Origin of the sequence: Streptomyces sp. AHA2 (assembly GCF_036857595.1) — a bacterium.
Taxonomy (GTDB): domain Bacteria; phylum Actinomycetota; class Actinomycetes; order Streptomycetales; family Streptomycetaceae; genus Streptomyces.
On record NZ_JAUQWJ010000015.1, the window covers coordinates 1 to 25,784 of the forward strand.

Sequence of the window (25,784 nt, forward strand, 5' to 3'; positions counted from 1 at the left end):
GAACGACGCCGTCTCCGAGGTGAAACGGTCACCGGTGAGCTGCATACCGTCACCCGAGTCACCCGCGAACCTGATGACCACCCGGTCCAGACGACGGACGTGTTTGTCACGCGTCCCCGTCGTCCCGGGGGAAGTGGCTACCACGGACATACTTGTGTCGCTCCTGTCGGGGCTGGTCCGCAAGCGCAGGCGGACATGTCGGCGGACACGCGTCGCGGTGCGGGTCGTGCACCTCGCCGGAGGCTATGCGGCACGGATAGAGGGGCGCTCGCGCGAACCCGCGTCGAGATGCCGTGGCCGCCCCGGCGGCACTCCACCGCCCCGCGAACCCCCGTCGAGGTCTGAACGGGATGCTGGGGGTATCAGCTCCGGTGACGGACGGGCATTCTGGCCCCCGCGGGGCGATGGACCGCCCGCCGGTGCCCGCACCCCCCGAGGGCACCGGCGGGTCGCTCGCGTGGGCGGGCCGGCACAGACGAAGGGATGCACACTGTGAACAGCACCTGGTTCCGGCGCTTCACCACCCCGGGGAGCGGGCCGCGGCTCGTGTGCTTCCCCCACGCGGGCGGTTCGGCGACGGCGTTCAGGACCCTGGCTCAGGCGCTGCCCGCGGATCTGGACGTGATGTGCGTGCAGTATCCGGGTCGTCAGGACCGGCATCGCGACGCGCCCTTCACGGACCTGTCCCTGCTCGCCGGGGCGGTGGCCGAGGAGCTGGCACAGGTGGTGGCGGCGGACCCGGGACGCCCGTACGCCCTGTTCGGTCACAGCATGGGCTCGCTCGTGGCGTTCGAGGCGGCCCGCTCGCTCGCCCGGGGCCCGCTTCCGGGGCCGCGGCGGCTGTTCCTGTCCGGGCGGGGGGCGCCGGACGCGCACAGCACGGCCCACTTCGCGCACTACGGGGACGACGACGTCCTCGCCGAGGTGCGCAGGCTGGGCGGCACCGATCAGTCGATGCTGGACGACCCGGACATGATGGAGATGGTGCTGCCGGCGCTGCGGGCCGACTACCGGTCGCTCGGCGCGTACACGTGGCGCGAGGCCGAGCCGATCACCGCGGCGCTGACCGTGCTGGTCGGGGACAGCGATCCGGTGGTGACGATCGAGCAGGCCGGGACCTGGCGGGCGCACAGCCGCGGGGACGTGGCGGTGAAGGTGTTCCCCGGTGGTCACTTCTACCTCTACGAGCGGCCCGGCGACATCGCGGCGGTCGTCGCCGGGGAACTCCTCACCGGGGCGGCCGCTTCCTGACGGGCCCGTCGGGCCGCACAACCGCCCGGGGGCGGCACGGACCTGGTCCGTGCCGCCCCCTGCGGCTTCGCGCAGCGAGGTCGAAGCCGGGGCGTCGTGTGCGCCGCGGTGCTCACAGGACCGCACCCTCCCTCGTGCGCCTGCGCAGCGCCGGCCGGCTGGAGCGGCCGAGGTCCTTGCACACGTCCGACAGGGCGAGGACGGTGCGGGCCGCGAACAACTTGCGGATGGACACCTCCTGATGGAGCTGCGCCCGGATCAGACCGACCAGCCGGATCGCCCGCAGCGAGTTGCCGCCGAGGTCGAAGAAGTCCTCGTCGATGCCGACCCGGTCGACCTCCAGCACCTCGGCGAAGGCCTCGGCGAGGATCCGTTCGGTGTCGTTGCGCGGGGCCCGGTAGGTGTCGTCGCCGGCCGCGGGCCGCGGCAGGGCCGCCCGGTCCACCCGGCCACCCGCGGTGAGCGGCAGCCGGTCCACGACGGTGAACACCGGCGGCACCAGGGCCTCGGGAAGCCGGTCCGCCGCGAACCGGCGCAGTTCGTCGGCGGACACGCTCGTGCCGGGCACCGGGACGACGTAGGCCGCCAGGCCCCGCTGCCCGGAGCCGTCCTCCTTCACGGCCACCACGGCCTGGGCCAGGCCGGCGTGCTCGGACAGCGCCTGCTCGACCTCGGCCGGTTCGACGCGGACACCGCGCACGTCGGTCGCCGTGCCGGCGTGACCGACGTGGGCGAGCCGGCCGCCGGCGGTCCACCGCACCCGTTCCCCGGTCCGGTACATGACCGCGCCGCGGGGGCCGAACGGGCAGGGCACGAAGCGTTCCGCGGTCGCCGCCGGCCGTCCGGGGTAGCCGCGGGCCACGCCGGGCCCGGCCACGTACAGTTCGCCGGTCACGCCGACGGGGACCGGGGCGAGGCCGGGGCCGAGGACGTACAGGGCGGTGTGGTCCACCGGGTGGCCGAGGGCTTCCGCACAGCTGTCCGGTTCGCCCGCGGGCAGGGGGTGGCAGGCGGCGAGGAGGGTCGTCTCCGCCTGGCCGTACCCGGTGACGACCGTCAGCCCGGGGCAGGCCTCGCGGACCCGGCGCAGCGCGGCCGGGGGCACCCGGTCGCCGCCGGTCCACACCTCGCGCAGGCCGGCCAGACGCTCGGGGTGCATGGCGGCGAGCCGGGTGAAGCGGGCGGCGGGCAGCCACAGCGTGGTGACGTCGTGGGCCGCGAGCAGTCCGGCCGGCACGTCGCCGTCCGGCTCCCCTCGGGGGGCGACGACGACCCGGCCGCCGTTCAGCAGGGGCGTCCACAGCTCCAGGGCGAGCGCGTCGCAGGCGTGGGGCGCGTGCCACAGCACGGTGCCGCGCCCGGCGTCCCGGCAGCGGCGGTCCAGGACGAACCGCTCGATGGTGCGGTGGGTGACGGCGACGGGCCTCGCGGCACCGTCCGGGCCGGTTCCGTGCAGCACGGCCAGCAGGCTGTCGGGATGCGGCCGGGCGGCGCCGGGGGCGGTGGTGTCGGTCTCGTCGGTGAGCAGGTCGTCCAGGATCAGCACCGGCAGGTCCGAACCGGCCGGGAGCGTGCGGGCGGTGGCGGCGTCGGTGAGCCGGAGGCGTGCCGGTGCGGTGCCGGCGGCGGCCGCCGGGTCGAGGGGCAGGGCGGCGCCGCCGGCCCTGGCCACCGCCAGCAGGGCGACGGCCAGCTCCACCGACCGGGGCAGCGCGACCGCCACGACCGTCTCGGGGCCGACGTCCCGGCGGCGCAGCGCCGCGGCCAGCCGGCCGGACCGCTCGTCCAGCTCCCGGTAGGTGACCTCGGTGTCACCGGCGACCAGCGCGACGGCGTCGGGGGCGCGCTCGGCCTGCCGGGCGAACAGTTCCGGGACGGTCAGTCCCGGCAGCGGCGCCCCGGAGGTGTCCGGTGCCGCGAGCACCCGGTCCCGTTCTTCGCCCCCGACCACGTCCAGCGCGCCGACCGGGCGGGCGCCGGCCTCCAGCCCGGCGCGGACGAACGAGATCAGCTCCTCGCCGATGAAGCGCAGTTCGGCGCGGTGGTACAGGCCCGCCGGGGCGTCGAGCCGGATGAACAGGTCGCTGTCGGGGCTGCCGTCGGTGTAGACGCCGATCGACAGCTCCTCGAAGGTGCCGGTGGTGGCGCCCGAGTAGCGTGCGGGGCTGTCGCCGAAGCGCAGCTGCTCGGCGAACTCGGCGACGTTCACGACGGCGCCGAAGCTGCCGCGGCCGCCGAGGGCGGTCCCGCTCGCGCGCTGGATGTCGGAGTAGTGGCAGGCGGTGTGGTCGAAGATCTCGTACGTCTCGTCGGCGAGGCTCTCGGCGACCTCGGCGAACGTCGCGCCGAGCGGGACCTTCACCCGCACCGGCACCACGTTGACGGCCAGGCCGGGTGTCCTGCTCGCCACGCCGACGCGGTTGCCGACGGCGAGGGACAGCAGGAACTCCGGGCGCTCGCAGCGGTGGCGGAAGTACACCGCCGCGGCGGCGGTCAGCATCTGCGACAGCCACACGCCCAGGGACTGCGCGGCCTCGGTCCACCGGTCGGCCTCGGCGCGCGGGACGGTCAGGGTCCGGCTCACCATACCGATGGCCTCGGCCACCTCCGACCAGCGGTCGGCGCTGCTCAGCGGCTGCGACAGGGCGGTGCGCCGGGCCTCGGACAGGGTCACGCGGGGGACCTGTGCGGGCGGGGGCGCGTCCTTGAGGTAGTCGCGCCAGAAGTCCGTGTCCTCGGCGAACCTCGGCGAGGCGAGGTAGCGCACCGCCTCGTCGGCGAAGGAGGCGGTGTCCCACGGGTGGGGCAGCTCGGGCACCCGCTCGCCGCGTACCAGCGCCGTGTAGACCTCGGCCAGGCGCCGCGAGAGCAGACCGCCGGCGCCGAAGCCGTCGGAGACGAGGTGGTGGTAGGCGATCACCAGCAGGAAGCGGTCGTCGGCGAGTTTGACCACGCCCAGCCGGAACAGCAGGTCGCGTGCCAGGTCGAACGGCCTGCGCACCAGGTCGGCCAGGGCCTCGCGGGCCGCCTGCTCCGGGTCGGCCTCGGCGGTCAGATCCCACGAGAACGGCCGCCAGTCGCCGAGCTCCCGGGGCACCAGGCGCAGTCCGCCGCCCTCGTCGACGAAGTTGACGCGCAAGACCTCCGCCTCGCCCATCACGTGCAGGAAGGCGGTCTCCATGACGGCCGTGTCCAGCTCGCCGTCCACGTCCCACATGGTCAGCGCGTGGTTCGGCGTGTCGGGAGCCATTTCCTGCGCTCGCCACATTCCTACATGCGCAGACGACGCACCGAACGAAGGCACACAGATCAACCCCTCAGCAAAATGGCCCGGGAATTCGGGACTTCGCGGATCACCTCCACCTTCCGGGAGGTGAATCGGCCGTTCAAGACACCCCGGTGCCGGCGGGACGGGCCGGGTCGCGGCCCTTGCCGTGTCCCGCCGGCGGGACGTGCTACGCAGCGAGCGAGGACAGGATGTGCCCGGCGATGCGCCGCGGCGACGGGTGCCGCAGCACCAGGTTCGGCTTCAGTCTCAGTCCGGTCGAGACGGTCAGGCGCTTGCTCAGCTCCGCCGACAGCAGCGAGTCGAAGCCCAGCTCCTTGAACTCCTGGTCGGGTCCGACGGTGTCGGCCGAGGAGTGCCCGAGGACGACGGCGACTTTCTCCCGCACGTGCTCCAGCACGAGTTCCTCGGCGTCGGCGCCGGGCAGGGCGGCGATCCGCTCCGGCAGCGGAACGGCCTGGTCGTCCCCGGCGGGCGGCTGCGTCGCGGGCAGTTCGGCGGCGGCCGCCGCAGCGGGCGAGGAGCTGAGCCAGTAGCGCTGCCGCTGGAAGGCGTACGTCGGCAGATCCACCCGGCGGCGTGCGGTGAACAGGGCGTCCCAGTCCACGCGTCCGCCGCGGACGTGGAGCTGGGCCAGGGAGCCGAGCAGGGACCGGACCTCGTCGCGGTCCCGGCGCGAGGACGCCAGCACCAGCGTGTCGTCCAGGTCCTCCACGACCTCCTGCACCGGGACGGTGAGCACGGGGTGCGGGCTCATCTCGATGAAGACCCGGAAGCCGTCGTCGGCCAGCCGCCGCACGGACGTTTCGAACAGGACCTTCTCGCGGAGGTTCCGGTACCAGTACTCCGCGTCCAGTTCCGCGGTGTCGACGACCTCGCCGTACAGCGTCGAGTAGAAGGGCAGGCCCGATGTCTCCGGGCGTATTCCGGCCAGTGCGGAGGTCACCTTCTCGCGCACTCGGGCCACCTGCGGGGAATGGGAGGCGTAGTCGACCGGGATTCTCCTGGCCTGGGCGCCGTCGGCCTTCATCTTCTCGACGAATTCGTCGAGCGCGTCCGGTTCCCCGGACACCACCACCGAGCCGGGCCCGTTGACCACGGCGACGCTCACCCGGTCGCCCCAAGGAGCCAGTCGCTGCGCCACCTCGTCGGCGGACCGGGCGACCGAGGCCATGCCTCCGTGGCCCTGGAGGTCGACCAGGGCCTTGGAGCGCAGCGCCACGACCCGGGCGGCATCACGAAGGGACAGCGCGCCGCTGACGCAGGCGGCGGCGATCTCGCCCTGGCTGTGGCCGATCACCGCGCCCGGTTCGACACCCCAGGACCGCCACAGGGCGGCCGTGGACACCATCACCGCGAACAGCGCCGGCTGTACCACCTCCACCCGGTCAAGGCCGGGCGCCCCCTCCACGCCGCGTAGGACGTCCAGCAGCGACCAGTCGACCCATTCGGCCAGGGCCCGCGCGCACGCGTCGAGGGTCTGCGCGAAGACGGGGAAGGCGTCGTACAACTGCCGGCCCATGCCGGCCCACTGCGAGCCCTGGCCGGGGAAGACGAAGGCGACGCCGCCGGGTGCGGCGGTGGTGCCGCTCACCACCGTCGGGCACTCGGCGCCCCGGCTCAGCGCGTTCAGTCCGCTCAGCAGCTCGTCCCGGCCGCTTCCGAGCACCACCGCCCGGTGCTCGAAACGTGAGCGGCCCGAGGCCAGGGACCAGCCGACGGCGGCGGCGTCCATGCCGTCGGTGTCCGTCCCGAGGGTGAGGAAGTCGCGCAGCTTGCCCGCCTGAGCGCGCAGGGCGCCGGCGCTCTTGGCGGACAGCACCCACGGCACCAGGCCGCCGGCGACGGCCGCCTCCGGCTGCCGCTGCCCGGCCGGCCGCGCGGGCGGTTCCTCCTCCAGGATCACGTGGACGTTGGTGCCGCTGACGCCGAAGGAGGACACCCCGGCTCGGCGCGGACCGTCCCGCCTGGCCCACTCGCGGCCCTCCACCAGCAGCTCCACCGCCCCTGATGACCAGTCGACGTGCCGTGAGGGGGCGTCCACGTGGAGGGTCTTGGGCATGTATCCGTGCCGCATGGCCAGCACGGCCTTGATGACCCCTCCGACGCCCGCGGCGGCCTGGGCGTGGCCCATGTTCGACTTCAGCGAACCCAGCCACAGCGGCCGGTCCGCGGGCCGGTCGCGGCCGTAGGCGGCCAGCAGCGCGGACGCCTCGATGGGGTCGCCGAGTGTGGTGCCGGTGCCGTGCGCCTCGAGAAGGTCCACCTCGCCGGGGGCGACGCCCGCGTTGGCCAGGGCCTGCCGGATCACCTTCTCCTGGGCGCGGCCGTTGGGGGCGGTCAGGCCGTTGCTGGCGCCGTCCTGGTTGACGGCGCTGCCGCGGACGACGGCCAGCACCGGGTGCCCGTTGCGGCGCGCGTCGGACAACCGCTCCAGCAGCAGTACGCCGACGCCCTCGGCCCAGCCGGTCCCGTCGGCCCCGTCCGCGAACGCCTTGCAGCGGCCGCCGGCCGACAGGGCGCCCTGCCGGGAGAACTCCACGAACATCGCCGGGGTCGCCATCACCAGCGCCCCGCCCGCCAGCGCCATGGAGCACTCCCCCGAGCGCAGCGACTGCACCGCCATGTGCAGGGCCACCAGGGACGACGAGCAGGCGGTGTCGACCGACACGGCCGGGCCCGTCAGCCCCATCTCGTACGCCACCCGGCCGGAGGCGACGCTCAGTGCGCTGCCGTACAGCAGGTAGCCCTCCAGTTCCTGCTGCCGGCCCTCCAGGAAGCGCCAGCCGTACTCGGAGGAGCTGACCCCGGAGAAGACGCCGACGTCGGAGCCGCGCACGTCGGCGGGGACGATGCCGGCCCGTTCGAAGACCTCCCAGGAGGTCTCCAGCAGCAGGCGGTGGTGCGGATCGACGGCCAGCGCCTCGCGGGGGCTGATGTTGAAGAAGTCGGCGTCGAAGCCCGCCACGTCCTTCAGGAAGCCGCCCTGGCGGGTGTAGGAGCTGCCGGTGGCGTCCGGGTCGGGGTCGTACACGTCCCGCCAGCCGCGGTCGGCGGGGAAGTCGTCCACCACGTCCAGGCCGTCGCGGAGCACCTTCCACAGGTCCTCGGGCGAGGAGACGCCGCCCGGGTAGCGGCAGGCCATGGCGACGACGGCGACGGGTTCGCCGCGTCCGGCCTTGAGGGCGTCGTTCTCGCGCCGGAGGCGGTCGCGCTCCTCCAGCAGGGTGCGGAGCGCCCGCTGGACCCGGTCCGCGCCGTCCGCCGTGCGTTCCGCGGAGTCGGTCATCTCACTTACCTCTTCTCATCCAGAGCCAGGTCGACCAGTGCTTCCAGGTCCAGGTCGGTCAGTTCCGCCATCTCGGCCGGCCCGCCCGCGCCGAGGTCCGTCGTGGGAGCCGTCGCGGCGTGCGTGCCGAGGTCGGTCACGGGGTCCGTCGCGAGTCCGGTGCCGGGGCCGTGTTCCGGGCGCAGCAGGCCGACGAGGTGTTCGGTCATCTCGCGCGGGGTCGGGTAGCTGAAGACGAGCGTGGTCGGCAGGCGCAGTCCGGTCCGCGCCGACAGCCGGTTGCACAGTTCGACCGACGTCAGGGAGTCGAAACCGAGCTGGGTGAAGGCCTGTTCGGCGTCGACGGACGCGCCGGAGGGGTGGCCCAGGACGAGGGCGACCTGGTCGCGGACCCAGTCCAGGGCTGCCGTGTGCGCCTCGTCGGCCGGCAGGCCGGCCAGCAGGGCGGTCAGGCCGCGGGCGCTGTCGTCGCCGGTCTTCCGCGCCCGGCGGGGGCGGCGGGCGGCGGCGAGGTCGCGCAGCAGCGGCGGCAGGTCCGGGCCGGTCCTGTCGCGCAGCGCGGTGAGGTCCAGCCGGGCCGGGACGAGGACGGCCCGGCCGGCCGAGTGCGCCGCGTCGAACAGGGCCAGTGCCTCGGCGGTGGGCATGGCCGCGACGCCCGCCCGCCGCAGCCGCGCCAGGTCCGCCTCGTCCAGGTCCCCGGTCATGCCGCTGCTCTGCTCCCACCAGCCCCAGGCCAGTGATGTGCCCGGCAGGCCGCGGGAGGCGCGCTGGGCCGCCAGGCCGTCCAGGAAGGCGTTGGCGGCGGCGTAGTTGGCCTGCCCGGCCGTGCCGAGTGTGCCCGCGAGGGCGGAGAACTGCACGAACGCGGACAGCGGACGGTCCCTGGTCAGTTCGTGCAGGACGAGCGCGCCGCCGGCCTTGGCGCGCAGTACCCGCTCGAGGCTCTCGGCGGTCAGCGACTCCACGGTGCCGTCCGCCAGGACGCCCGCCGCGTGCACGACCGCCGTCAGCGGGTGACGCGGGGGCATGTCGGCGAGCAACCGCGCCACGGCGGCGCGGTCGGCGACGTCGCAGGCCGTGACACGGACGTCGGCGCCCAGGTCGCGCAGGTCCGCGGCGAGTGCGTCGGCCCCGTCGGCGGCGGCTCCCCGCCGGCCGGCCAGCACCAGGGAGCGCACCCCGTGCTCGGTGACCAGGTGCCGCGCCACGAGCGAGCCCACTCCCCCGGTGCCGCCGGTGACCAGGACGGTGCCGCCGCCGAAGCCGCCGCCGACGTCGAACACGAGCTTGCCGACGTGGCGGCCCTGGCTCATCTCGCGGAAGGTGCGGCGTGCGTCGCGGATGTCGCGGACGGACACCGGCGGCAGGTGCACCCGGCCGTCGACGAACAGGGACATGACGTCGCGGAACATCTCCTGGAGGGTGTCCGGGCCGGCCGCGTACAGGTCGAAGGCGTCGTACGTGACGCCCGGGTGGTCGGCGGCCACCTGCCGGGGGTCGCGGATGTCGGTCTTGCCCATCTCGATGAAGTGGCCTCCCTCGGGCAGCAGCGTGAGCGAGGCGTCGACGAAGGAGTGCGCGAGGGAGTTCAGGACCACGTCCACGCCCCGGCCGTCCGTCGTGGCGAGGAACTTCTCGGCGAACTCCAGGTCGCGGGAGGACGCCAGGTGCGCGTCGTCCAGGCCCAGTTCGCGCAGGACCGGCCACTTGGCGGGGCTGGCGGTCGCGAAGATCTCGGCGCCGGCGTGCTTGGCGAGCTGGACGGCGGCCATGCCGACGCCGCCGGCCGCGGCGTGGATGAGGATCCGTCGGCCCTTTTCGAGCCGGGTGACGCGGAAGAGGGCGTAGTAGGCGGTGAGGAAGGTGCTCGGCACGGACGCCGCCTCGGCGTGGCTCCAGCCGTCGGGGACGGTGGTGAGCAGGCGGTGGTCGGCGACGGCGACGCGGCCGAAGGCGCCGGTGAAGATGCCGGCCACCCGGTCGCCCGGCGCGAAGGCGGTGACGTCGTCGGCGACCTCCAGGACGACACCGGAGCCCTCGCTGCCGATGCCGGCGTCGATGGCGGTGCGCTCCACCAGGCCCAGGGCGATGGTGATGTCGCGGAAGTTGAGCCCCGCGGCCTGCACGGCGATGCGGACCTGCCCGCCGCGCAAGGGCGCCTCGGCCTCGGGGCACGGCACCCAGGTCAGGTTCTCCAGTGTGCCCTTGTCCGGGATGCCCAGCCGGTGCGGGCCGCCGGCCGGGGGTTCGAGCCGCTGGTCAGCGGGCGTGGCCGGGGCGAGGCGGGGGACGAGGAACTCGCCGTCGCGCAGGGCCAGTTGCTCCTCCCCCAGGGCGAGTGCGTCGGGCAGGGCCGTCCGGGAGGTCTCCTCGTCGTCGATGTCCAGCAGCCGGAACCTGCCGGGGTGTTCGGTCTGGGCGGAGCGGATCAGGCCCCACACGGACGCGCCGGGGAGGTTCTCGGCGCGCTGTCCGGTGCCGGTGTCCACGGCCAGGCGGGTGAGCACCACCAGCGTGGACGCGGCGAACGCGTCCTCGGCGAGGAACCGCTGGACCTGCCGCAGGACGTGCGAGCCGGTGGCGCCGACCGCGGCGAGCGGATCGGCCGGGACGGCGATGTCGTCCGGGCACAGGACGAGGTGCGCGGGGGGCTCCCCCGGGGGCACCTCCTCGAGGGAGGTGTAGGACACGGCCCGGTCGCCGCCCGCCCGCAGCAGCCGGGCGGCCGGGCCGGTGTCCGTGCCGATGACGCCCCACCGCGCGGGGCGGGCGGCCGGTTCGACGGGCGGCACCGGCCGCCACCGCACCTCGTACAGCGGCGGTTCCTGCCCGCCGCGCGCCGAGCGCACCTGCCCGGCACCGGCCGGGCGGAACGTCAGCGAGGCGACGGAGGCGACGGCGTGGCCGTCCTCGTCGGTGATCGTCAGCGACACCGTGTCCTGGCCGGCCGGGGTCAGCCTGACCCGTACGGTCGGTCCGCACGCGCCGGTCAGGCGGGCGCCGGTCCAGGCGAACGGCATCCGGCCCTGTTCGCCCGTCACCTCGATGACGCCGCCGGCCACCGACGCGTGCAGCGCGGTGTCCAGCAGGGCCGGGTGCAGGGCGAAGGCGCCCGTCTCGGCGCTGTCCGGCAGGGTGGCCAGGGCGTGGAGGTCGTCGCCGTGCCGCCACACCTCGCGCAGGCCGCGGAAGGCGGGGCCGTAGTCGAACCCGGCGTCGGCGAAGGTGTCGTAGAGGCCGTCGACGGGGACCGGGACCGCGCCGGCCGGCGGCCAGGCGGTCGGCGGCCGGGCCGTGCCGGCGGCTGCGGGAGGGCTCGTCGCGTCCGGGGCCAGGCTGCCGTGTGCGTGGCGGGTCCAACCGCCGCTGGTGGCGGCGTGGTCGCCGGGGCGTGAGTACACCTGGAGCGTGCGGCGGCCCGTCTCGTCCGCCGCGCCGACGACGATGCGCACCTGCACGTCACCCGTCTCGGGCAGGAGCAGCGGCACTTCCAGGGTGAGGTCCTCCAGCGCGGCGCACCCGACGTGCCCGCCCGCCGTCAGGGCCAGGTCGAGGTAGGCCGTGGCGGGGACGACGACCGCGCCGAACACGGTGTGCCCGGCCAGCCAGGGGTGGCTCTTGAGCGACCACAGGGCGCTGAAGTGCACCTCGTCGGTGCCGGGATGGTCCAGTACGGCGCCCAGCAGCGGGTGGGCGGCGGCGGCCAGGCCGGCCGAGGCCAGGTCGGCCGGTCCCGCTCCGGCCGTGAGGTCCAGCCAGTACCGCTGCCGCTGGAAGGCGTAGGTGGGCAGGTCGACCTGCCGGCGCCGGCCGAACAGGGCGGCCCAGTCCACGGGGACGCCGCGCACGTGCAGTTCGGCCAGGGCGCCGGCCAGTGCCCGGGCCGCGTCGCGGTCGCGCCGGCCGGCCGGGACGACCAGGGCGCCGTCGACGCCGGCGCCGGCGAAGGTGTCCTTGGTGAGGCCGGTGAGCGTGGCGCCGGGGCCGACCTCGACGAAGACGTCCGCGCCGGCGGCGCGGGCGTGCTCCACCGCGTCGTGGAAGCGCACGGGTGCGCGGACGTGGCGCACCCAGTGCGCGGCGGAGGTCAGTTCCGCGGCGGTGGCCTCGCGGCCCAGCAGGGTCGACACGACGGGGATGACGGGCTCGCCGGCCCGCAGGGTGCCGATGGCGGCCGCGAAGTCGTCCAGGACGGGTTCCATCAGCGGGGAGTGGAAGGCGTGGGCGACCGGGAGGAGCTTGGCCGACCCGCCGTCGGCCAGGAGCCGGTCGCGCAGGGCGTGGACCTGTTCGCGCAGGCCCGAGAAGACCACCGACTCGGGGCCGTTGACGGCGGCCAGTCCGACCCTGTCGTACGCGCCGAGCAGGGCGGCCGCCTCGGGCTCGCCGAGGCGTGCGGCGAGCATGGCGCCCTGCTCGGTGACCGTCTGCATGGCGCGTCCGCGGGCGGCGACCAGGCGGGTGGCGTCGTCCAGGCCGAGCGCTCCGCACACGTGGGCGGCGGCGATCTCACCGACCGAGTGGCCGATCAGGTGGTCCGGCGCCGGGGTGTAGCGGGTCAGCAGCCGGTACAGGGCGACCTGGAGGGCGAACAGCGCCGGCTGTGCGACGTCGGTCCGCTCGCGCAGCTCGGGGCCGGGATCGGCGGCCAGGAGCACCGGCCGGAGGGCGAAGGGGAGGTGGGTGTCGAAGTGGGCGCACACCTCGTCCAGGGCCTCGGCGAAGACGGGATAGGCCTGGTGGAGCGGACCCGCCGCGCCGGCCCACTGCGCGCCCTGCCCGGGGAACATGAAGACGCGGGCGCCGGGTTCGCCGGCGGTGCCGCGCACCACCGCGGCGGACTCCTCTCCCTCGGCCAGCGCCGTCAGGCCGTCGAGCAGGGCCCGGCGGTCCTGCCCGAGCACCACGGCACGGTGTTCGAGCCGGGCCCGGCCGGACACCAGCGACCAGCCGGTGTCGGCGGGGTCCGGGTCCGTGCCGGCGGCGAAGTCGCGCAGCTTGCGCGCCTGGGCCCGCAGCGCCTGCCCGGAGCGCGCGGAGAGGACCCACGGCACGAGGGCACCGGGCGGCTGCCCGGAGGTGGTGGGGGCCTCGTCCTGCTCGGGGGCCTCTTCGAGGATCACGTGGGCGTTGGTGCCGCTGACGCCGAAGGCGGACACGCCCGCGCGGCGGGGCCGGTCCGGTGTGCTCGGCCAGTCGCGGGCCTCGGTGAGCAGGCTGACCGCTCCGGCGGACCAGTCCACGTGGGTGGAGGGGCGGTCGATGTGCAGGGTGGGAGGCATGAGCCCGTGCCGCAACGCCATGATCATTTTGATGAGGCCGCCGACCCCGGCCGCCGCCTGGGCGTGGCCGATGTTCGACTTCAGCGACCCGAGCCACAGCGGGTTGTCCGGGTCGCGTTCCCGGCCGTAGGTGGCCAGCAGCGCCTGTGCCTCGATGGGGTCGCCCAGTGTGGTTCCGGTGCCGTGCGCCTCGACCACGTCGACGTCGGCCGCCCGGATGCGGGCGTTGGCGAGCGCCGCGCGGATCACCCGCTGCTGGGCGGGGCCGTTGGGGGCGGTCAGGCCGTTGGAGGCGCCGTCCTGGTTGACCGCCGAGCCGCGGATGACGGCCCAGATGCGGCGGCCGTTGCGTCGCGCGTCGCCGAGCCGTTCCAGGACGAGCACGCCGACGCCCTCGGAGAAGCCGGCGCCGTCGGCGGCGTCCGCGAAGGCCTTGCAGCGGCCGTCGGCCGCCAGGCCCCGCTGCCGGGTCATCTCCCGCAGCACCTGCGTGGTCGCCATGACGGTGACGCCGCCGGCCAGGGCCAGGCCGCACTCGCCCTGCCGCAGCGACTGCACCGCCTGGTGCACCGCCACCAGCGACGACGAGCAGGCGGTCTCGGTCGACACCGCCGGCCCTTCCAGGCCCAGGGTGTAGGAGACGCGGCCGGACGCCACGCTGAGCAGGGAGCCGGTCTGCGCGTAGCCGGCGATGGCCTCCGGGGTGAACAGGTGGTTGCCGTAGCCGAAGTAGGCCAGGCCCGCGAAGACGCCGGTGTCGCTGCCGCGCAGGGAGTGCGGGTCGATGCCGGCGCGTTCCAGGGACTCCCAGGAGGTCTCCAGCAGCAGCCGCTGCTGCGGGTCGGCGGCCAGCGCCTCGCGCGGGCTGATGCCGAAGAACTCGGCGTCGAAGTCGCCCGCGTCGTGGAGGAAGCCGCCCGCGCGGGCGGAGCTGCTGTTGGGTCGGCCGGGGTCGGGGTCGTACAGGTTCTCCACGTCCCAGTTGCGGTCCTGCGGGAGGCCGGACACGGCGTCGGTGCCCGTGCGCACCAGGTCCCACAGGTCCTCGGGGGAGGTCGCCCCGCCGGGGAAGCGGCAGGCGACGCCCACCACGGCGATGGGCTCGGCTGCGGCGTCGGTCAGTTCCTGCAGGCGCTTACGGGTCTCGATCAGTTCGATCGACGTCCGCTTGAGGTACGCGAGAACGTCGGCGTTGTCGTCGGTCGTCATGGCTCTCCCTAGCCGAGTTCCTTGTCCAGCAGCGCGAGCAGTTCGCCCGCCGAGGCCGAACTGATCCGGTCGGTGATGCCGGCCGGTGCCGCGGCGCCCGCCAGCGAGCGGACCCGGCCCTGCAGTTCGCCCAGGAGCGTGGAGATGGTGTTCTGCTCCTCCGCGGCGAGGTCGAGGAAGGCGTCCTGGAGCCGGACGCCCAGGCCCTCGATCTCCTTGGCCAGGTGGGCGGCCGGCGACGGCGCCGCTGCCGGGTCCCCGGGTGCGATCCGCTCGGTCAGGAACCGGGCGAGGGCGCCGGGGTTGGGGTGGTCGAACACGAGCGTGGCGGGCAGTTTCAGGCCGGTTGCCGCGGCCAGCTTGTTGCGCAGTTCCAGCGCGGTGAGCGAGTCGATGCCCAGTTCCCTGAAGGCGAGGGCGGGGCCGATGCGCGCCGGGTCGGCGTGGCCGAGGACGGCCGCGGTCTGGGCGCGGACCGCGTCGAGCAGTGCCGCGTGGGCGTCGTCGGGCGGCAGTGACGCCAGGGTGCGGGCGAGCGGGCCGCCGGTGCCTGCGTCGTCCTGCGGGGCGACGGGTGTGCCGGTGAGGCCGCGCAGCAGCGGCGACGCGAGGTGGCCGGCCGGGGCCGTGAGGTCCAGCCGTGCGGGCACCAGTACCGGCTCGCCGTCGGCCCGCAGGGCCGCGTCGAACAGGGCGAGGCCCTCCCGCGAGGACATCGGCAGCACGCCCTGGCGCTTCAGGCGCCCCAGGTCGGTGTCGTCGAGGTCGGCGCTCATCTCGCTGCGCAGCGACCAGAAGCCCCAGCACAGGGCGGTGGCGGGCAGTTCGTCGGCGTGGCGGGCCCGGGCGAGGCCGTTGAGGAAGGCGTTGGCGGCGGCGTAGTTGGCCTGTCCGGCGGTGCCGAGGACGCTGGCGACCGAGGAGAACAGCACGAACGCGGACAGCTGCAGGGGCCGGGTCAGTTCGTGCAGGTGCCAGGCGCCCCGCACCTTGGGGGCGAGGACGGCGTCCAGGCGTGCGCCGGTCAGCGTCTCGACGACCCCGTCGTCCAGCACGCCGGCGCAGTGGACGACCGCGGTCAGCGGGTGTTCGGCGGGTACGGCGGCCAGCAGCGCGGCGACGGAGTCGCGGCTGGTGACGTCGCAGGCGGCGATGTCGACGTGGGCGCCCGCGCCGGTCAGTTCCGCGGCCAGTGCGGCCGCCCGCGGTGCCGCCGGTCCCCGTCTGCTGGTCAGCAGCAGGCGGCGCACGCCGTGCCGGTCCACGAGGTGCCGGGCGAGCAGGGCGCCCAGGCCGCTGGTGCCGCCCGTGATCAGGACGGTTCCGGTGCCGAGGGCGGGCAGGTCGCTCGTGCGGCGGCCGCCGTCGGCGCGGATCAGCCGGGGGGCGGCCGGGACGCCGGCGCGCAGGGTGAGCTGGTCCTCCCCGGTCGCTGTCAGGGCGGGCAGGAGTGCCCGGGAGGCGGCGTGGTCGTCGGTGTCCACGAGCGTGAACCGGCCCGGGTTCTCGGTCTGTGCGCTGCGTACGAAGCCCCAGACGGCGGCCGCCGCCGGGTCGGGGCGCGTGGTGTGTGCGTCGGTGAACGCGCCCCGGGTGACGACGACCAGCCGCGAGGCGGCGAAGCGGTCGTCGGTCAGCCACTGCCGGATCCAGTCGAGCACCTGGTGCAGGGTGCGTTCGACGGCGGCGGGGGTGTCGGAGGTGTCCGGCGGCGTGGGCGCCACGGAGGCGATCACGACCGGCGGCACGGGACCGGCGGCGGCGAGGGCGCCGGGGCCGGTGAAGTGGGCCGTGTCCGGTGCGGGGAGGACGGATGCGCCCAGCACGGCGTACGCGGTGCCGGCCGGCCCGGCGGGGGCGGGCACGGGTGCGAAGTCCGTGCGGAACAACGCGTCCCGGTGGTCGAAGCCCAGTGCGGTGAGCTGCCCGGCGTCCGCGGGCCGCAGGGTCAGTGCGGTGATGCCGCCGACGGTGGTGCCGCGGTCGTCGGCGAGGGTCACCGACAGCGTGTCCTCGCCCGTCGGTGCCAGCCGCACGCGCAGCGAGCCGGGCCGGGCGGCGCCGAGCCGGATGCCGGTGACGCGGTGGGGCAGCCGGCTCTCGGGCGGGGAGGCGCCGGCGTCCGCGGTCGGGCAGGCCGGGAGCAGCGCGGCGTGCAGCAGTGCCGGATGGATGCGGAAGAGGTCCTGGCCGGTGGCGCCTGCGGGCAGTTCGACCCGTGCGAACAGGGTGTCGCCCCGGCGCCACAGTTCCTTCAGGCCGCGGAAGGCCGGGCCGTGGCCGAAGCCGAGGGCGGCCAGCCGGGCGTAGGCGTCCTCGGCGGGGACGGGGGCCACGCCCGGCGGGGGCCAGGCGGTGAGGGCGTCCTCGGCGGGGGCCGGGGAGCCGGCCGGGTCCTCGGGCCCCGCCGTGCCGACGGCGTTGCGTGTCCATCGGCTCTCGCCCCGGCCGCGGGAGTGCACGCTGACGGTGCCCGAGTCGTCGAGCACCACGCGGATCTCCCGCTCGGCGGTGCGGGACAGCACCAGCGGGGTCTCCAGGGTGAGTTCGCCGACGGTGTCGTAGCCGGCCCGGTGCGCGGCCCACGCCGCGAGTTCCACCGCGACGGCGGCCGGGACGAGGTGGGTGCCGTGGGCGACGTGGTCGGCGAGCCAGGGCTGGCGCTCCAGCGACAGGCGCCCGGCGCCGGCCAGCGCCCCGCGCCCGCCGTCGGCGGGCAGGTCGACCACGGCGTCGAGCAGCGGATGGTCGGACGTGGTGCCGTGGGTGGTGTCCTGAGGGGTGTTCAGCCAGTAGCGCTGCCGCTGGAACGCGTACGTGGGCAGCTCGGCCCAGCGGTCGTCCCGGCCGGGGAACGCCGTCTGCCAAGCCACCTCGGCGCCCGCGACGAAGGCTTCCGCCGCCGAGCGGTAGATGCGGTCGAGGCCGCCTTCGTCGCGGCGCAGGGAGCCCACCACGCATCCGGTGGCGCCGGGGGTGGTGTCGAACAGTTCCTGGATGTTCAGCACCAGCAGCGGGTGGGGACTGAGCTCGACGACCGCGCTGTCGGGTTCCCGCTCGACCAGCCGGGCCATGGCGGCCGCGAACTGCACGGGTTCGCGCAGGTTGCGGTACCAGTACGCCGCGTCCAGCGCCGCCGGGTCGATCACGTCGCCGGTGACCGTGGAGTAGATCAGAACCGGGGTGGGCGCGGGGGTGATACGGCCCAGCTGTTCGGGGAGCTGCCCGGCGAAGCGGTCCATCAGCGGGGAGTGGCCGGGGACGCTGGACTTGATCAGCCGTGCGCGGGCGCCCTCGGCCCGGCAGGCCTCGACCAGCTCCTCGACCGCCTCGTTCTCACCGGAGACGGTCGTGGAGCGGGGCCCGTTGACCGCGGCGATGCCGATGCGGGAGGACTCCATGCCCGCCAGCAGCTTTCGCACGCGCTGTTCGGGCAGCAGGATGCCGGCCATGCTGCCCTGTCCTGCGACGGTGGCCAGCAGCCGCGAGCGCAGGGCCACGATCTTGGCCGCGTCCCGGAGGGTCAGGGCACCGGCGATGTGGGCTGCGGCGATCTCGCCCTGGGAGTGGCCGATCACCACGTCCGGGGTGACGCCCAGGGACTGCCAGACCCGGGCGAGCGACACCATCACGGCGAACAGCACCGGCTGGACGACGTCGATGTCCTCCAGGTCGGCCGCCTCGGGCCCGCCGATCACGGTGTCGACCAGCGACCAGGACACCCAGGGCCGCAGCGCCTCCGCGCAGGCGCGCAGCTGCTCGGCGAAGACCGGGCAGGTGTCCCACAGCTCCCGGCCCATCGCGGTCCACTGCGCACCCTGGCCGGGGAAGACGAACACCGTCCGGCCGACGGGCCGGGCGCGGCCGGACACCGCGGCGGCACCGTCCGGTTCCTCGCCCGCGGCGACGGCGGCCAGCGCGGCGAGCAGGGCGTCGCGGTCGGCGCCCACGATCACCTGCCGGTGCTCGAACAGCGACCGTGTCGTCACCAGCGCGTGGCCCACCTCGGCCGGGTGCAGGGTGGGGTCGGCGGTGAGGTGGTCGCGCAGCCGGCGCGCCTGCCCGCGCAGGGCCTGCTCCGATCGCGCCGACAGCACCCACGGCACGGGATGCGGCTGCCCGGCGAGGGCGGGGCCGGTGAGCGCAGTGGCTGCGGGAGCCCGGCCGGGTCCGGGCAGACGGGAGGTCCCGGGGGTCGCGGGGGCTGCGGACACCCCGGCGGTGCCGGGGGCCGCGGGGGTGTCGGCGGGCCCGGGGACGTCGGGGGTCGCGCAGGGCCCGGGTGTCTCCGCCGGCCGGGAGGACGGGGAGGTGCCGGCCGCACGGGCGGGCTCGGGTGCCTGCTCCAGGATCAGGTGCGCGTTGGTGCCGCTGATGCCGAAGGACGACACGCCCGCGCGGCGGGGCCGGCCCTCCGGTGTGGTCCACGGGCGGGCCTCGGTGAGCAGTTCCACCGCCCCCGCCGACCAGTCCACGTGCGTGGAGGGGCGGTCGACGTGCAGCGTGCGGGGCATGACCCCGCGCCGCATCGCCATGGTCATCTTGATGATGCCGCCGACGCCGGCTGCCGCCTGCGTGTGTCCGATGTTCGACTTCAGGGACCCCAGCCACAGCGGGCTGTCCGGCTCCCGCTCCTGGCCGTAGGCGGCCAGCAGCGCCTCCGCCTCCAGCGGGTCCCCCAGTCGCGTGCCGGTGCCGTGTGCCTCGACCGCGTCCACCTCACGGGCCGTCAAGCCGGCGTCGGTCAGGGCCGCCCGGACCACCCGCTGCTGCGCCAGCCCGTTCGGCGCGGTCAGGCCGTTGGAGGCGCCGTCCTGGTTGACCGCCGAGCCGCGGATGACCGCCCAGATGCGGCGGCCGTTGCGCAGGGCGTCGGAGAGCCGCTCCAGGACCAGGACGCCCGCGCCCTCGGAGAAGCCGGTGCCGTCGGCGGCGTCCGCGAAGGCCTTGCACCGTCCGTCGGCCGACACGCCCCGCTGCCGGGACAGTTCCACGAACATCCCCGGCGTCGGCAGCGCCGACACCCCGCCGGCCAGCGCCAGCGTGCACTCCCCGGACCGCAGGGAGCGCACGGCCTGGTGGACGGCGACGAGCGAGGAGGAGCAGGCGGTGTCGGTCGACACCGCCGGGCCCTCCAGGCCCAGCACGTAGGCCACCCGGCCCGAGGCCACGCTCAGGTGGGTGCCGGTGAGGGTGAAGCCCTCGACCTCACCGGCCGCGCCGCCGCCCATGCGGGGGCCGTAGTCGACGCCGTAGACACCGGTGAACACCCCGGTGGGCGAGCCCCGCAGTGCGGCCGGGTCGATGCCCGCCCGTTCCAGTGCCTCCCACGAGGTCTCCAGCATCAGCCGCTGCTGCGGATCCATCGCCAGCGCCTCGCGCGGGCTGATGCCGAAGAACTCCGCGTCGAACAGGGGCATTTCGTGCAGGAACCCGCCCGAGCGGGTGTAGGTCCTGCCGTGCGCCCCGGGATCCGGGTCGTACAGCGTCTCGGTGTCCCAGCCGCGGTCGGCGGGGAAGTCGCCCATCGCGTCCACGCCGCCGGCCACCAGGTCCCACAGGTCTTCGGGGGACGTCACCCCTCCGGGGAAGCGACACCCCGCACCCACCACCGCGACCGGCTCGCGCTGGGACTCCTCCAGCTCGCGCACACGCTCGCGCAGGTGCTGCGCGTCGCCGACCGCGCGACGCAGATAGGACCGGAGCTTGTCGACATCCTCCACCAGGGCCTCCCCCTTGACGGTTGCTGGGACGAACGGTGCTGCTACACGTATCCGCGGTCGATCAGTGCGTACAGATCGTCATCACTGCGGCTTTCCGGGCGTTCCCCGGGTGTGGTGCGCTGTGCCTGCCCGGCCGGCTGTGCGGGCCCCGGCTGTTGCGCCGGCGGGGGCTGCGGCGCCCCGGACGGTGCCGGCGCCCGGCGGGAGAACAGGTGGCGGGCCAGGTCGCGCGGTGTGGGGTGGGTGAAGGCGACGGTGGCCGGGAGCCGCACACCGCTCACCGCGGTGAGCCGGTTGCGCAGCGCCACGGCCATCGACGAGTCGAACCCCAGGGCCTTGAAGGTCTCGTCCGCCCGGGCCGCCAGGTCGGCGCCGGTCAGCGGTGTCCCGGCGTGCTCGGCGCTCAGCAGTGCGGCCGTCTCGGCGCACACCAGCGCGCGGACGGAGGCCTCCGAGGACAGCTCCGGTCCTTCGGCGGGCTGCTCCCCGGCGGCGGTGTCCGGTGCGGTGAGCCAGTACCGCCGCCGCTGGAAGGGGTAGGCGGGCAGGGTGACCCGGCGCGGGCGGGCGGCCGCGAACACCGTCTGCCAGTCCACCGGCACACCCCGCACGTGCAGTTCGGCGGCCGAGGTGAGGATCTTGCCGGTGCCGCCGTCGTGCTTGCTCAGGGTGTGCACCACCAGGGGCGGGCGCTGCAGCGTGTCGGCGGTCTCCTCCATCGCCACCTGGAGCACGGGGTGCGGGCTGACCTCCACGTACACACCGCCGCGCTCGCGCATGAGGGCGTCGACGACCTCGCCGAACCGCACCGTCGAGCGCAGGTTGTCGTACCAGTACGCACTGTCCAGCAGGCGGGTGTCGACGCGTGCGGCGGTGACCGTGGAGTGGAACTCGACCGGCGTGGGCCGCGGTGTGACGTGCGCCGCTGCCGCGAGCACCTGGCCGCGGATGCGTTCGACCTGGTGGCAGTGGGAGGCGTAGCCGACTTTCATGCGGCGGACCCGTACGCCGTCTGCGGCGGCCTCGGCGGCGAGCTCCTCCAGGGCCTGGAGGTCCCCGGAGACGACCACGGAGGCCGGCCCGTTGACGGTGGCCACGGACAGCCGCCCGGGCCACCGGGTCAGCCGCTGCTCGACCTCGGGGAGGGGTGCCGCGACGGCGCTCATGCCGCCCAGGCCCGCCAGTGCGCTCAGGGTGCGGCTGCGCAGGGCGACCAGCCGGGCGGCGTCCTCGAGGCTGAGCGCGCCGGCCGCGCAGGCCGCGGCGATCTCGCCCTGCGAGTGGCCGACCACTGCGTCGGGGACCACACCCAGCGACCGCCACACCCGGGTCAGGGAGACCATCATCGCGAACAGCGCCGGTTGGACCACGGTGTCGCGGCCCTCCAGGGAGGGGGCGGACGGCGCGCCGGTCACCAGATCCAGCAGGGACCAGTCCAGCCAGGGCTCCAGCGCCCGTGCGCACTCGTCGACGGCGCGGGCGAAGACCTCCGACTCGGCGTACAGCTGCCGCCCCATGCCGAGCCACTGGGAGCCCTGGCCGGGGAAGACGAAGACGACCGGACCGGCCGGCCCGTCGGCCACCCCGCGCACGGCGCGGGCCGCCTCGGAGCCCGCCGCGACCGGGCCCAGTCCGGCCAGTGCCTCCTCGCGGTCGGCGCCGAGCACCACCGCCCGGTGGGAGAACGCCGTCCGTGTGGTCAGCAGCGAGTGCCCCACGTCGGCCGCCGTCAGCGACGGGTCGCCCGCCACGTGGTCCCGCAGCCGGGCCGCCTGCTCGCGCAGGGCCGCCTCGGAACGTGCCGAGAGCATCCACGGCACCACGGCGGGGGCGGCGGGCGGCGGTTCGGCGGCCTCGGCCGGGGCGGCGGGGGCCTGTTCGAGCAGGACGTGCGCGACGGTGCCGCCCATGCCGACGGAGGTGACGCCGGCGCGCCGGGGCCGGTGGGGTGTGCCCGGCCAGGGACGCGCGGTGCGCAGGACGTCGAAGTCGTCGTGGAAGTCGGGGATCTCGGGGTTGGGGGTCTGAAAGCCCCGGTGCGGGACCAGATGGGCGCGGTCCAGGCACAGCACCGCCTTCACGAAGCCGGCGATCCCGGCGGCGGGCTCCAGGTGACCGACGTTCGCCTTCACCGAGCCGATCACCAGGGGCCGGGCGCGGCCGGTGCGCCGGAACACCTCGCGCAGACCGGCCAGCTCGGCCGGGTCGCCGCGCCGGGTGCCGGTGCCGTGCGCCTCGACGTAGTCGACCCCGTCGAAGCCGACCCCCGCGCTGTCCAGGGCGGCCAGCACCGCCGCCGCCTGCCCGCCGGGGCTGGGGTCGGGCATCCGGGAGGAGGCGCCCCCGCTGCCGACGCCCCAGCCGCGTACCACGGCGTGGACCCGGTCGCCGTCGGCGACGGCCCTGTCCAGCCGCTTGAGCACGACGAAGGCGCCGCCCTCGCCGCGTACGAAGCCGTTGGCCCGCGCGTCGAAGGGGTGGCAGCGGCCGTCGGGCGACAGCGCGCCGAGGTTGGCCAGGCCGAGGCCCGCCTCCGGGTCGGCGACGAGGTGCACGCCGCCGGCGAGCGCCGTGTCGACCGCGCCGCTGCGGATGCGTTCGCAGGTCAGCGCCAGCGACACCAGGGAGGAGGACTGGCCGGAGTCCGCGCACAGGCTCATGCCGCGCAGGTCGAACAGGTGGGAGATGCGGTTGGCGATCAGCGCGCCGCCGGAGCCGAGGACGGCGTAGTGGTCGTCCTGGTCGCTGCCCGTCAGCCTGCGCAGCAGCTCGTAGCCGGACGGTCCTGCCCCGACGACGACGTCGATGACACGGCCCGCCAGCGCGGAGGCCGGGAGGCCGGCGTTCTCGACGGCCTCCCAGGCCAGTTCCAGGCCCAGCCGCTGCACGGGGTCCATGGCGGCCGCCTCCGCGGCGGAGATACCGAAGAACTCCGCGTCGAAGCCGTCGACGGCGTCCAGGTACGACCCGGCCTCGACGATGGCGGCGTCCGGGTGGGGTGTGCGGTCCGGGACGACCGGCCGGTCCTCGGGGAAGGTCCCGATGGTCGATCCGCCGTCGAGCAGCAGGCGCCAGAAGGCGTCCGGGTCGCGCACCCCGGGGAAGCGGCACGACATCCCGATGACGGCAATATCGGTGGCTGCGCCACTCATACGTTTTCCTTCCGGTTCCCTCGGTGTTCGGCTCCGGCGGACGGCGGTGCCGCTGTCAGCGCCAACGGGTCAGTACGTCGCGCAGCTGGTCCGGCGCGTCCATGAAGTCGTAGTGGCCGCCGTCGACGGACACGAAGTCGACGCTGTCGGCGTACCGGTGCCAGCCCTGGAGCCGGTCGAGGCCGACGTCGGGGTCGTCGCGCCAGTGCAGGACGACGACGGGGCAGGGCACCGCGACCGGCTCGGTCCGCCGGTACGCGGCCGCGGCGGCGTGGTCGCGCAGCAGCACCGTCAGACCCAGGTCGACCATGTCCGGCCGCGGCTCGATGCCCCGGCCGCGCAGGAACACCTCGACCTCGGCGCGCAGTTCGGCCTCGGTCATGGCGAGCATCCGGTCGTCGGCGGCGTCGTGCGGGGCCGGCTGGCCGGAGACGAACAGGCACGCGGGTGCGGGCAGTTCGGCATCGGCGAGCTTCAGGACGGTCTCGTAGGCGGGCAGCGCGCCCGCGCAGTGCCCGAAGATGGCGTACGGCTGCCGCAGATGCGGGCGCAGCGCCTCGGCGAGGCCGGCGGCGAGGTTGTCGTAGGTGCCGTAGTGGGGGTGGGCCAGCCGGTTCTCGCGGCCGGGGAACTGCACCGGGCAGAACTCGGCGTCGCCGAGTGCGGCCGGCCAGGCGCTGAAGGCGGAGGCCCCGGACCCGGCGAAGGGCAGGCCGAAGATCCGGGCGGCGTGGCCGGCGGCCGGCGGCCGCACGAACCACGGCGAGGCGAGGGTGGTGGGGCCGGAGGTCATGGCGTGTGCCGTTTCTGGGCGGTGACGGGCAGGTGGGTCATCCCGGCGATGAAGTACGACCGCAGGTGCCGCGGTTCGCCGGCGAGCTCGATCGAGCCGAAGCGCCGGAGCAGTTCCTCGAAGAAGACGCGCAGGGTGAGCCGGGCCAGTGGCGCCCCGATGCAGAAGTGCGGCCCGAATCCGAAGGCGGCCTGGCGCTTGGCGTTGGCGCGCGTGATGTCGAAGGTGTGCGGGTCGGGGAACTGGGCGGGATCCCGGTTGGCCGAGCCGATCCACGCGACGACCGCCCCGCGGGCCGGGACGGTGCCCCCGGCGATCTCGACGTCGTCGACCGCGTACCGCATGAAGTTGCACGCCGCCGAGGTCCAGCGCAGCCCTTCCTCGACGAGGTTGGGGATCAGTGTGGGGTCGGCCTGGGCCTTGCCGAACTGCTCGGGCCGTTCGATGAGGGCGTGCACCGTGCCCGAGACGGTGTGCGGGGTGGTGACGTTGGCGCCCAGCAGGATGCTGTAGCCGTCGAGGGCGATCTCCTCGTCGGACAGCGGCGCGCCGCCGGGGCGGACGTGCATCAGGTGGTGCAGGAGGCTGTCGTCCTCGAAGCCGGAGGCGCGCCGCGTGCGGACCCACTCGCGCACGTAGGCGACCAGCTCGTGGTGGGCTATGGCCAGGGTGGCGGCCTCGCTGCCCATCTGGAAGTGCGGGTCGCAGGGGGCCGTCACCATCGCGGTGAGCTGGACCAGTTCGGCCCAGTCCCGCTCGGGGACGCCCAGCAGCGGGCCGGTGACCATGGCGGGCAGCAGCAGGGCCCGCTCCGCCAGGTCGAAGGGCTCGCCGTCGAGGGCAGGTTCCAGGAAGCGGACGATCGTGCCCCGGATGGAGTCCTCCCAGGACTTCACCGCCCGCGCGGTGAGCTTGGAGCCGAGCGGGCGGCGGACCTCGGTGTGCCGCGGCGGGTCCGTCGAGGTCAGCAGCACGCCGGCCGCGACGTCGTCCGTCCCGAGGTGGGTGGGGACCGTGCCGCGCTCGGAGGTGAAGGCGCGGTGGTCGCCGAGGACGCGGCAGACGTCCTCGAACCGGGTCACCGACCAGAACTCCCGTCCGTCGGGCAGGACCTGGTGGTGCAGAGGGGCCCTCTCCCGCATCACGTCCCACACGGGGTGCGGGTCGCCCTCGGCGTACAGGTCCAGGTCGAACAGGTCGACGCCGTCGAGGTCGATGTGGCGCGCGGGACCCGGCGTCAGCCTCACGTCCCCGCCCTCCCTCGTTCGATCAGCTCGGCGATCCGGGCGGGGGTTCCCGCGAGGTAGAAGTCGCGCACGGAGAGCCGGACGCCGTGGTCCTGCGCCACCCGCTCGATGATCTTGATTCCGGTGAGTGAGTTCCCGCCCAGTGCGAAGAAGTCGTCCTCCGCCCCGACCTCGCGGCCGCCCAGGCACTCTCCCCACAGAGCTGCTATTTCCTGCACCAGGGACACCGGCGCACTCGAAGGTGCGGCGTGCTGCTCCATTGTCCTTTTCCTTCCTCCGCCGAGTTCTCTTCCGCTGTCCCGCCGGCGAGACGAAATCCGGGACGGGCCGGGTGAATGGCCGCGTCGAGTGTCGCGTGAATGCGGGGCCGTTCCCACCGTGCCGATGGCCTGCCGACTCGCGGCGGCCGGTGCGGTTGAGGATGGCCCGGCCCGCTTGCAGGCTGACACCCCGGACCGACCGCTTCGCGGAATGCGTCCCGCCGGCGGGACCCGCCACGGGGAAGTGGTGCGGCGCGCTCGAGCCGCACTGGAGAACCGCTGGAGAAGC

The 25,784-nt window shown here is 75.1% G+C and carries 9 protein-coding genes; 1 reads left to right on the forward strand and 8 read right to left on the reverse strand.

The window, feature by feature from the left end; translation table 11 throughout:
- Positions 1-483 precede the first annotated feature (483 nt).
- Positions 484-1,251, forward strand: coding sequence for a thioesterase II family protein (locus tag Q5694_RS25770; protein WP_443040940.1), 768 nt, complete (start codon positions 484-486; stop codon positions 1,249-1,251).
- Between the two features lie 112 nt (positions 1,252-1,363).
- On the opposite strand, the gene Q5694_RS25775 is transcribed toward Q5694_RS25770, so the two are convergent.
- The 8 genes from Q5694_RS25775 to Q5694_RS25810 form a co-directional block, all read right to left on the reverse strand.
- The gene (locus Q5694_RS25775) at positions 1,364-4,519 is read right to left on the reverse strand and encodes an AMP-binding protein (RefSeq protein ID WP_333935742.1); all 3,156 of its coding nucleotides are present in this window, start codon (positions 4,517-4,519) and stop codon (positions 1,364-1,366) included.
- A gap of 187 nt (positions 4,520-4,706) precedes the next feature.
- Positions 4,707-7,826, reverse strand: coding sequence for a type I polyketide synthase (locus Q5694_RS25780; protein WP_333935743.1), 3,120 nt, complete (start codon positions 7,824-7,826; stop codon positions 4,707-4,709).
- A gap of 5 nt (positions 7,827-7,831) precedes the next feature.
- Entirely contained in the window at positions 7,832-14,320 is a 6,489-nt protein-coding gene (locus Q5694_RS25785) for a type I polyketide synthase (protein WP_333935744.1), read from the reverse strand.
- An 8-nt stretch (positions 14,321-14,328) separates the two neighbouring features.
- Positions 14,329-20,043, reverse strand: a complete 5,715-nt coding sequence (locus Q5694_RS25790) for a type I polyketide synthase (RefSeq protein WP_333935745.1) — start codon at positions 20,041-20,043, stop codon at positions 14,329-14,331.
- A gap of 41 nt (positions 20,044-20,084) precedes the next feature.
- Positions 20,085-23,195, reverse strand: a complete 3,111-nt coding sequence (locus Q5694_RS25795) for a type I polyketide synthase (protein WP_333935746.1) — start codon at positions 23,193-23,195, stop codon at positions 20,085-20,087.
- A gap of 55 nt (positions 23,196-23,250) precedes the next feature.
- Positions 23,251-23,988: a thioesterase II family protein gene (locus Q5694_RS25800; RefSeq protein WP_333935747.1), complete on the reverse strand. Its 738-nt coding sequence runs from the start codon at positions 23,986-23,988 to the stop codon at positions 23,251-23,253.
- Positions 23,985-25,235 carry a cytochrome P450 gene (locus Q5694_RS25805; RefSeq protein ID WP_333935748.1) on the reverse strand — a complete coding sequence of 417 codons (1,251 nt, stop codon included), beginning with the start codon at positions 25,233-25,235 and terminating at the stop codon, positions 23,985-23,987. Before Q5694_RS25805 ends, Q5694_RS25800 begins: the two co-directional genes overlap by 4 nt.
- On the reverse strand, positions 25,232-25,495 hold the full coding sequence (locus Q5694_RS25810) for a phosphopantetheine-binding protein (RefSeq protein ID WP_333935749.1): 264 nt from the start codon (positions 25,493-25,495) through the stop codon (positions 25,232-25,234). The genes Q5694_RS25805 and Q5694_RS25810 overlap by 4 nt, the downstream gene beginning before the upstream one ends.
- Positions 25,496-25,784: the final 289 nt, after the last annotated feature.

Coding starts and splice junctions, on each gene's coding strand:
- Q5694_RS25770 (WP_443040940.1), top strand. CDS start 484: ATGCACACTGTGAACAGCACCTGGTTCCGGCGCTTCACCACCCCGGGG.
- Q5694_RS25775 (WP_333935742.1), bottom strand. CDS start 4,519: ATGTGGCGAGCGCAGGAAATGGCTCCCGACACGCCGAACCACGCGCTG.
- Q5694_RS25780 (WP_333935743.1), bottom strand. CDS start 7,826: ATGACCGACTCCGCGGAACGCACGGCGGACGGCGCGGACCGGGTCCAG.
- Q5694_RS25785 (WP_333935744.1), bottom strand. CDS start 14,320: ATGACGACCGACGACAACGCCGACGTTCTCGCGTACCTCAAGCGGACG.
- Q5694_RS25795 (WP_333935746.1), bottom strand. CDS start 23,195: ATGAGTGGCGCAGCCACCGATATTGCCGTCATCGGGATGTCGTGCCGC.
- Q5694_RS25800 (WP_333935747.1), bottom strand. CDS start 23,988: ATGACCTCCGGCCCCACCACCCTCGCCTCGCCGTGGTTCGTGCGGCCG.
- Q5694_RS25810 (WP_333935749.1), bottom strand. CDS start 25,495: ATGGAGCAGCACGCCGCACCTTCGAGTGCGCCGGTGTCCCTGGTGCAG.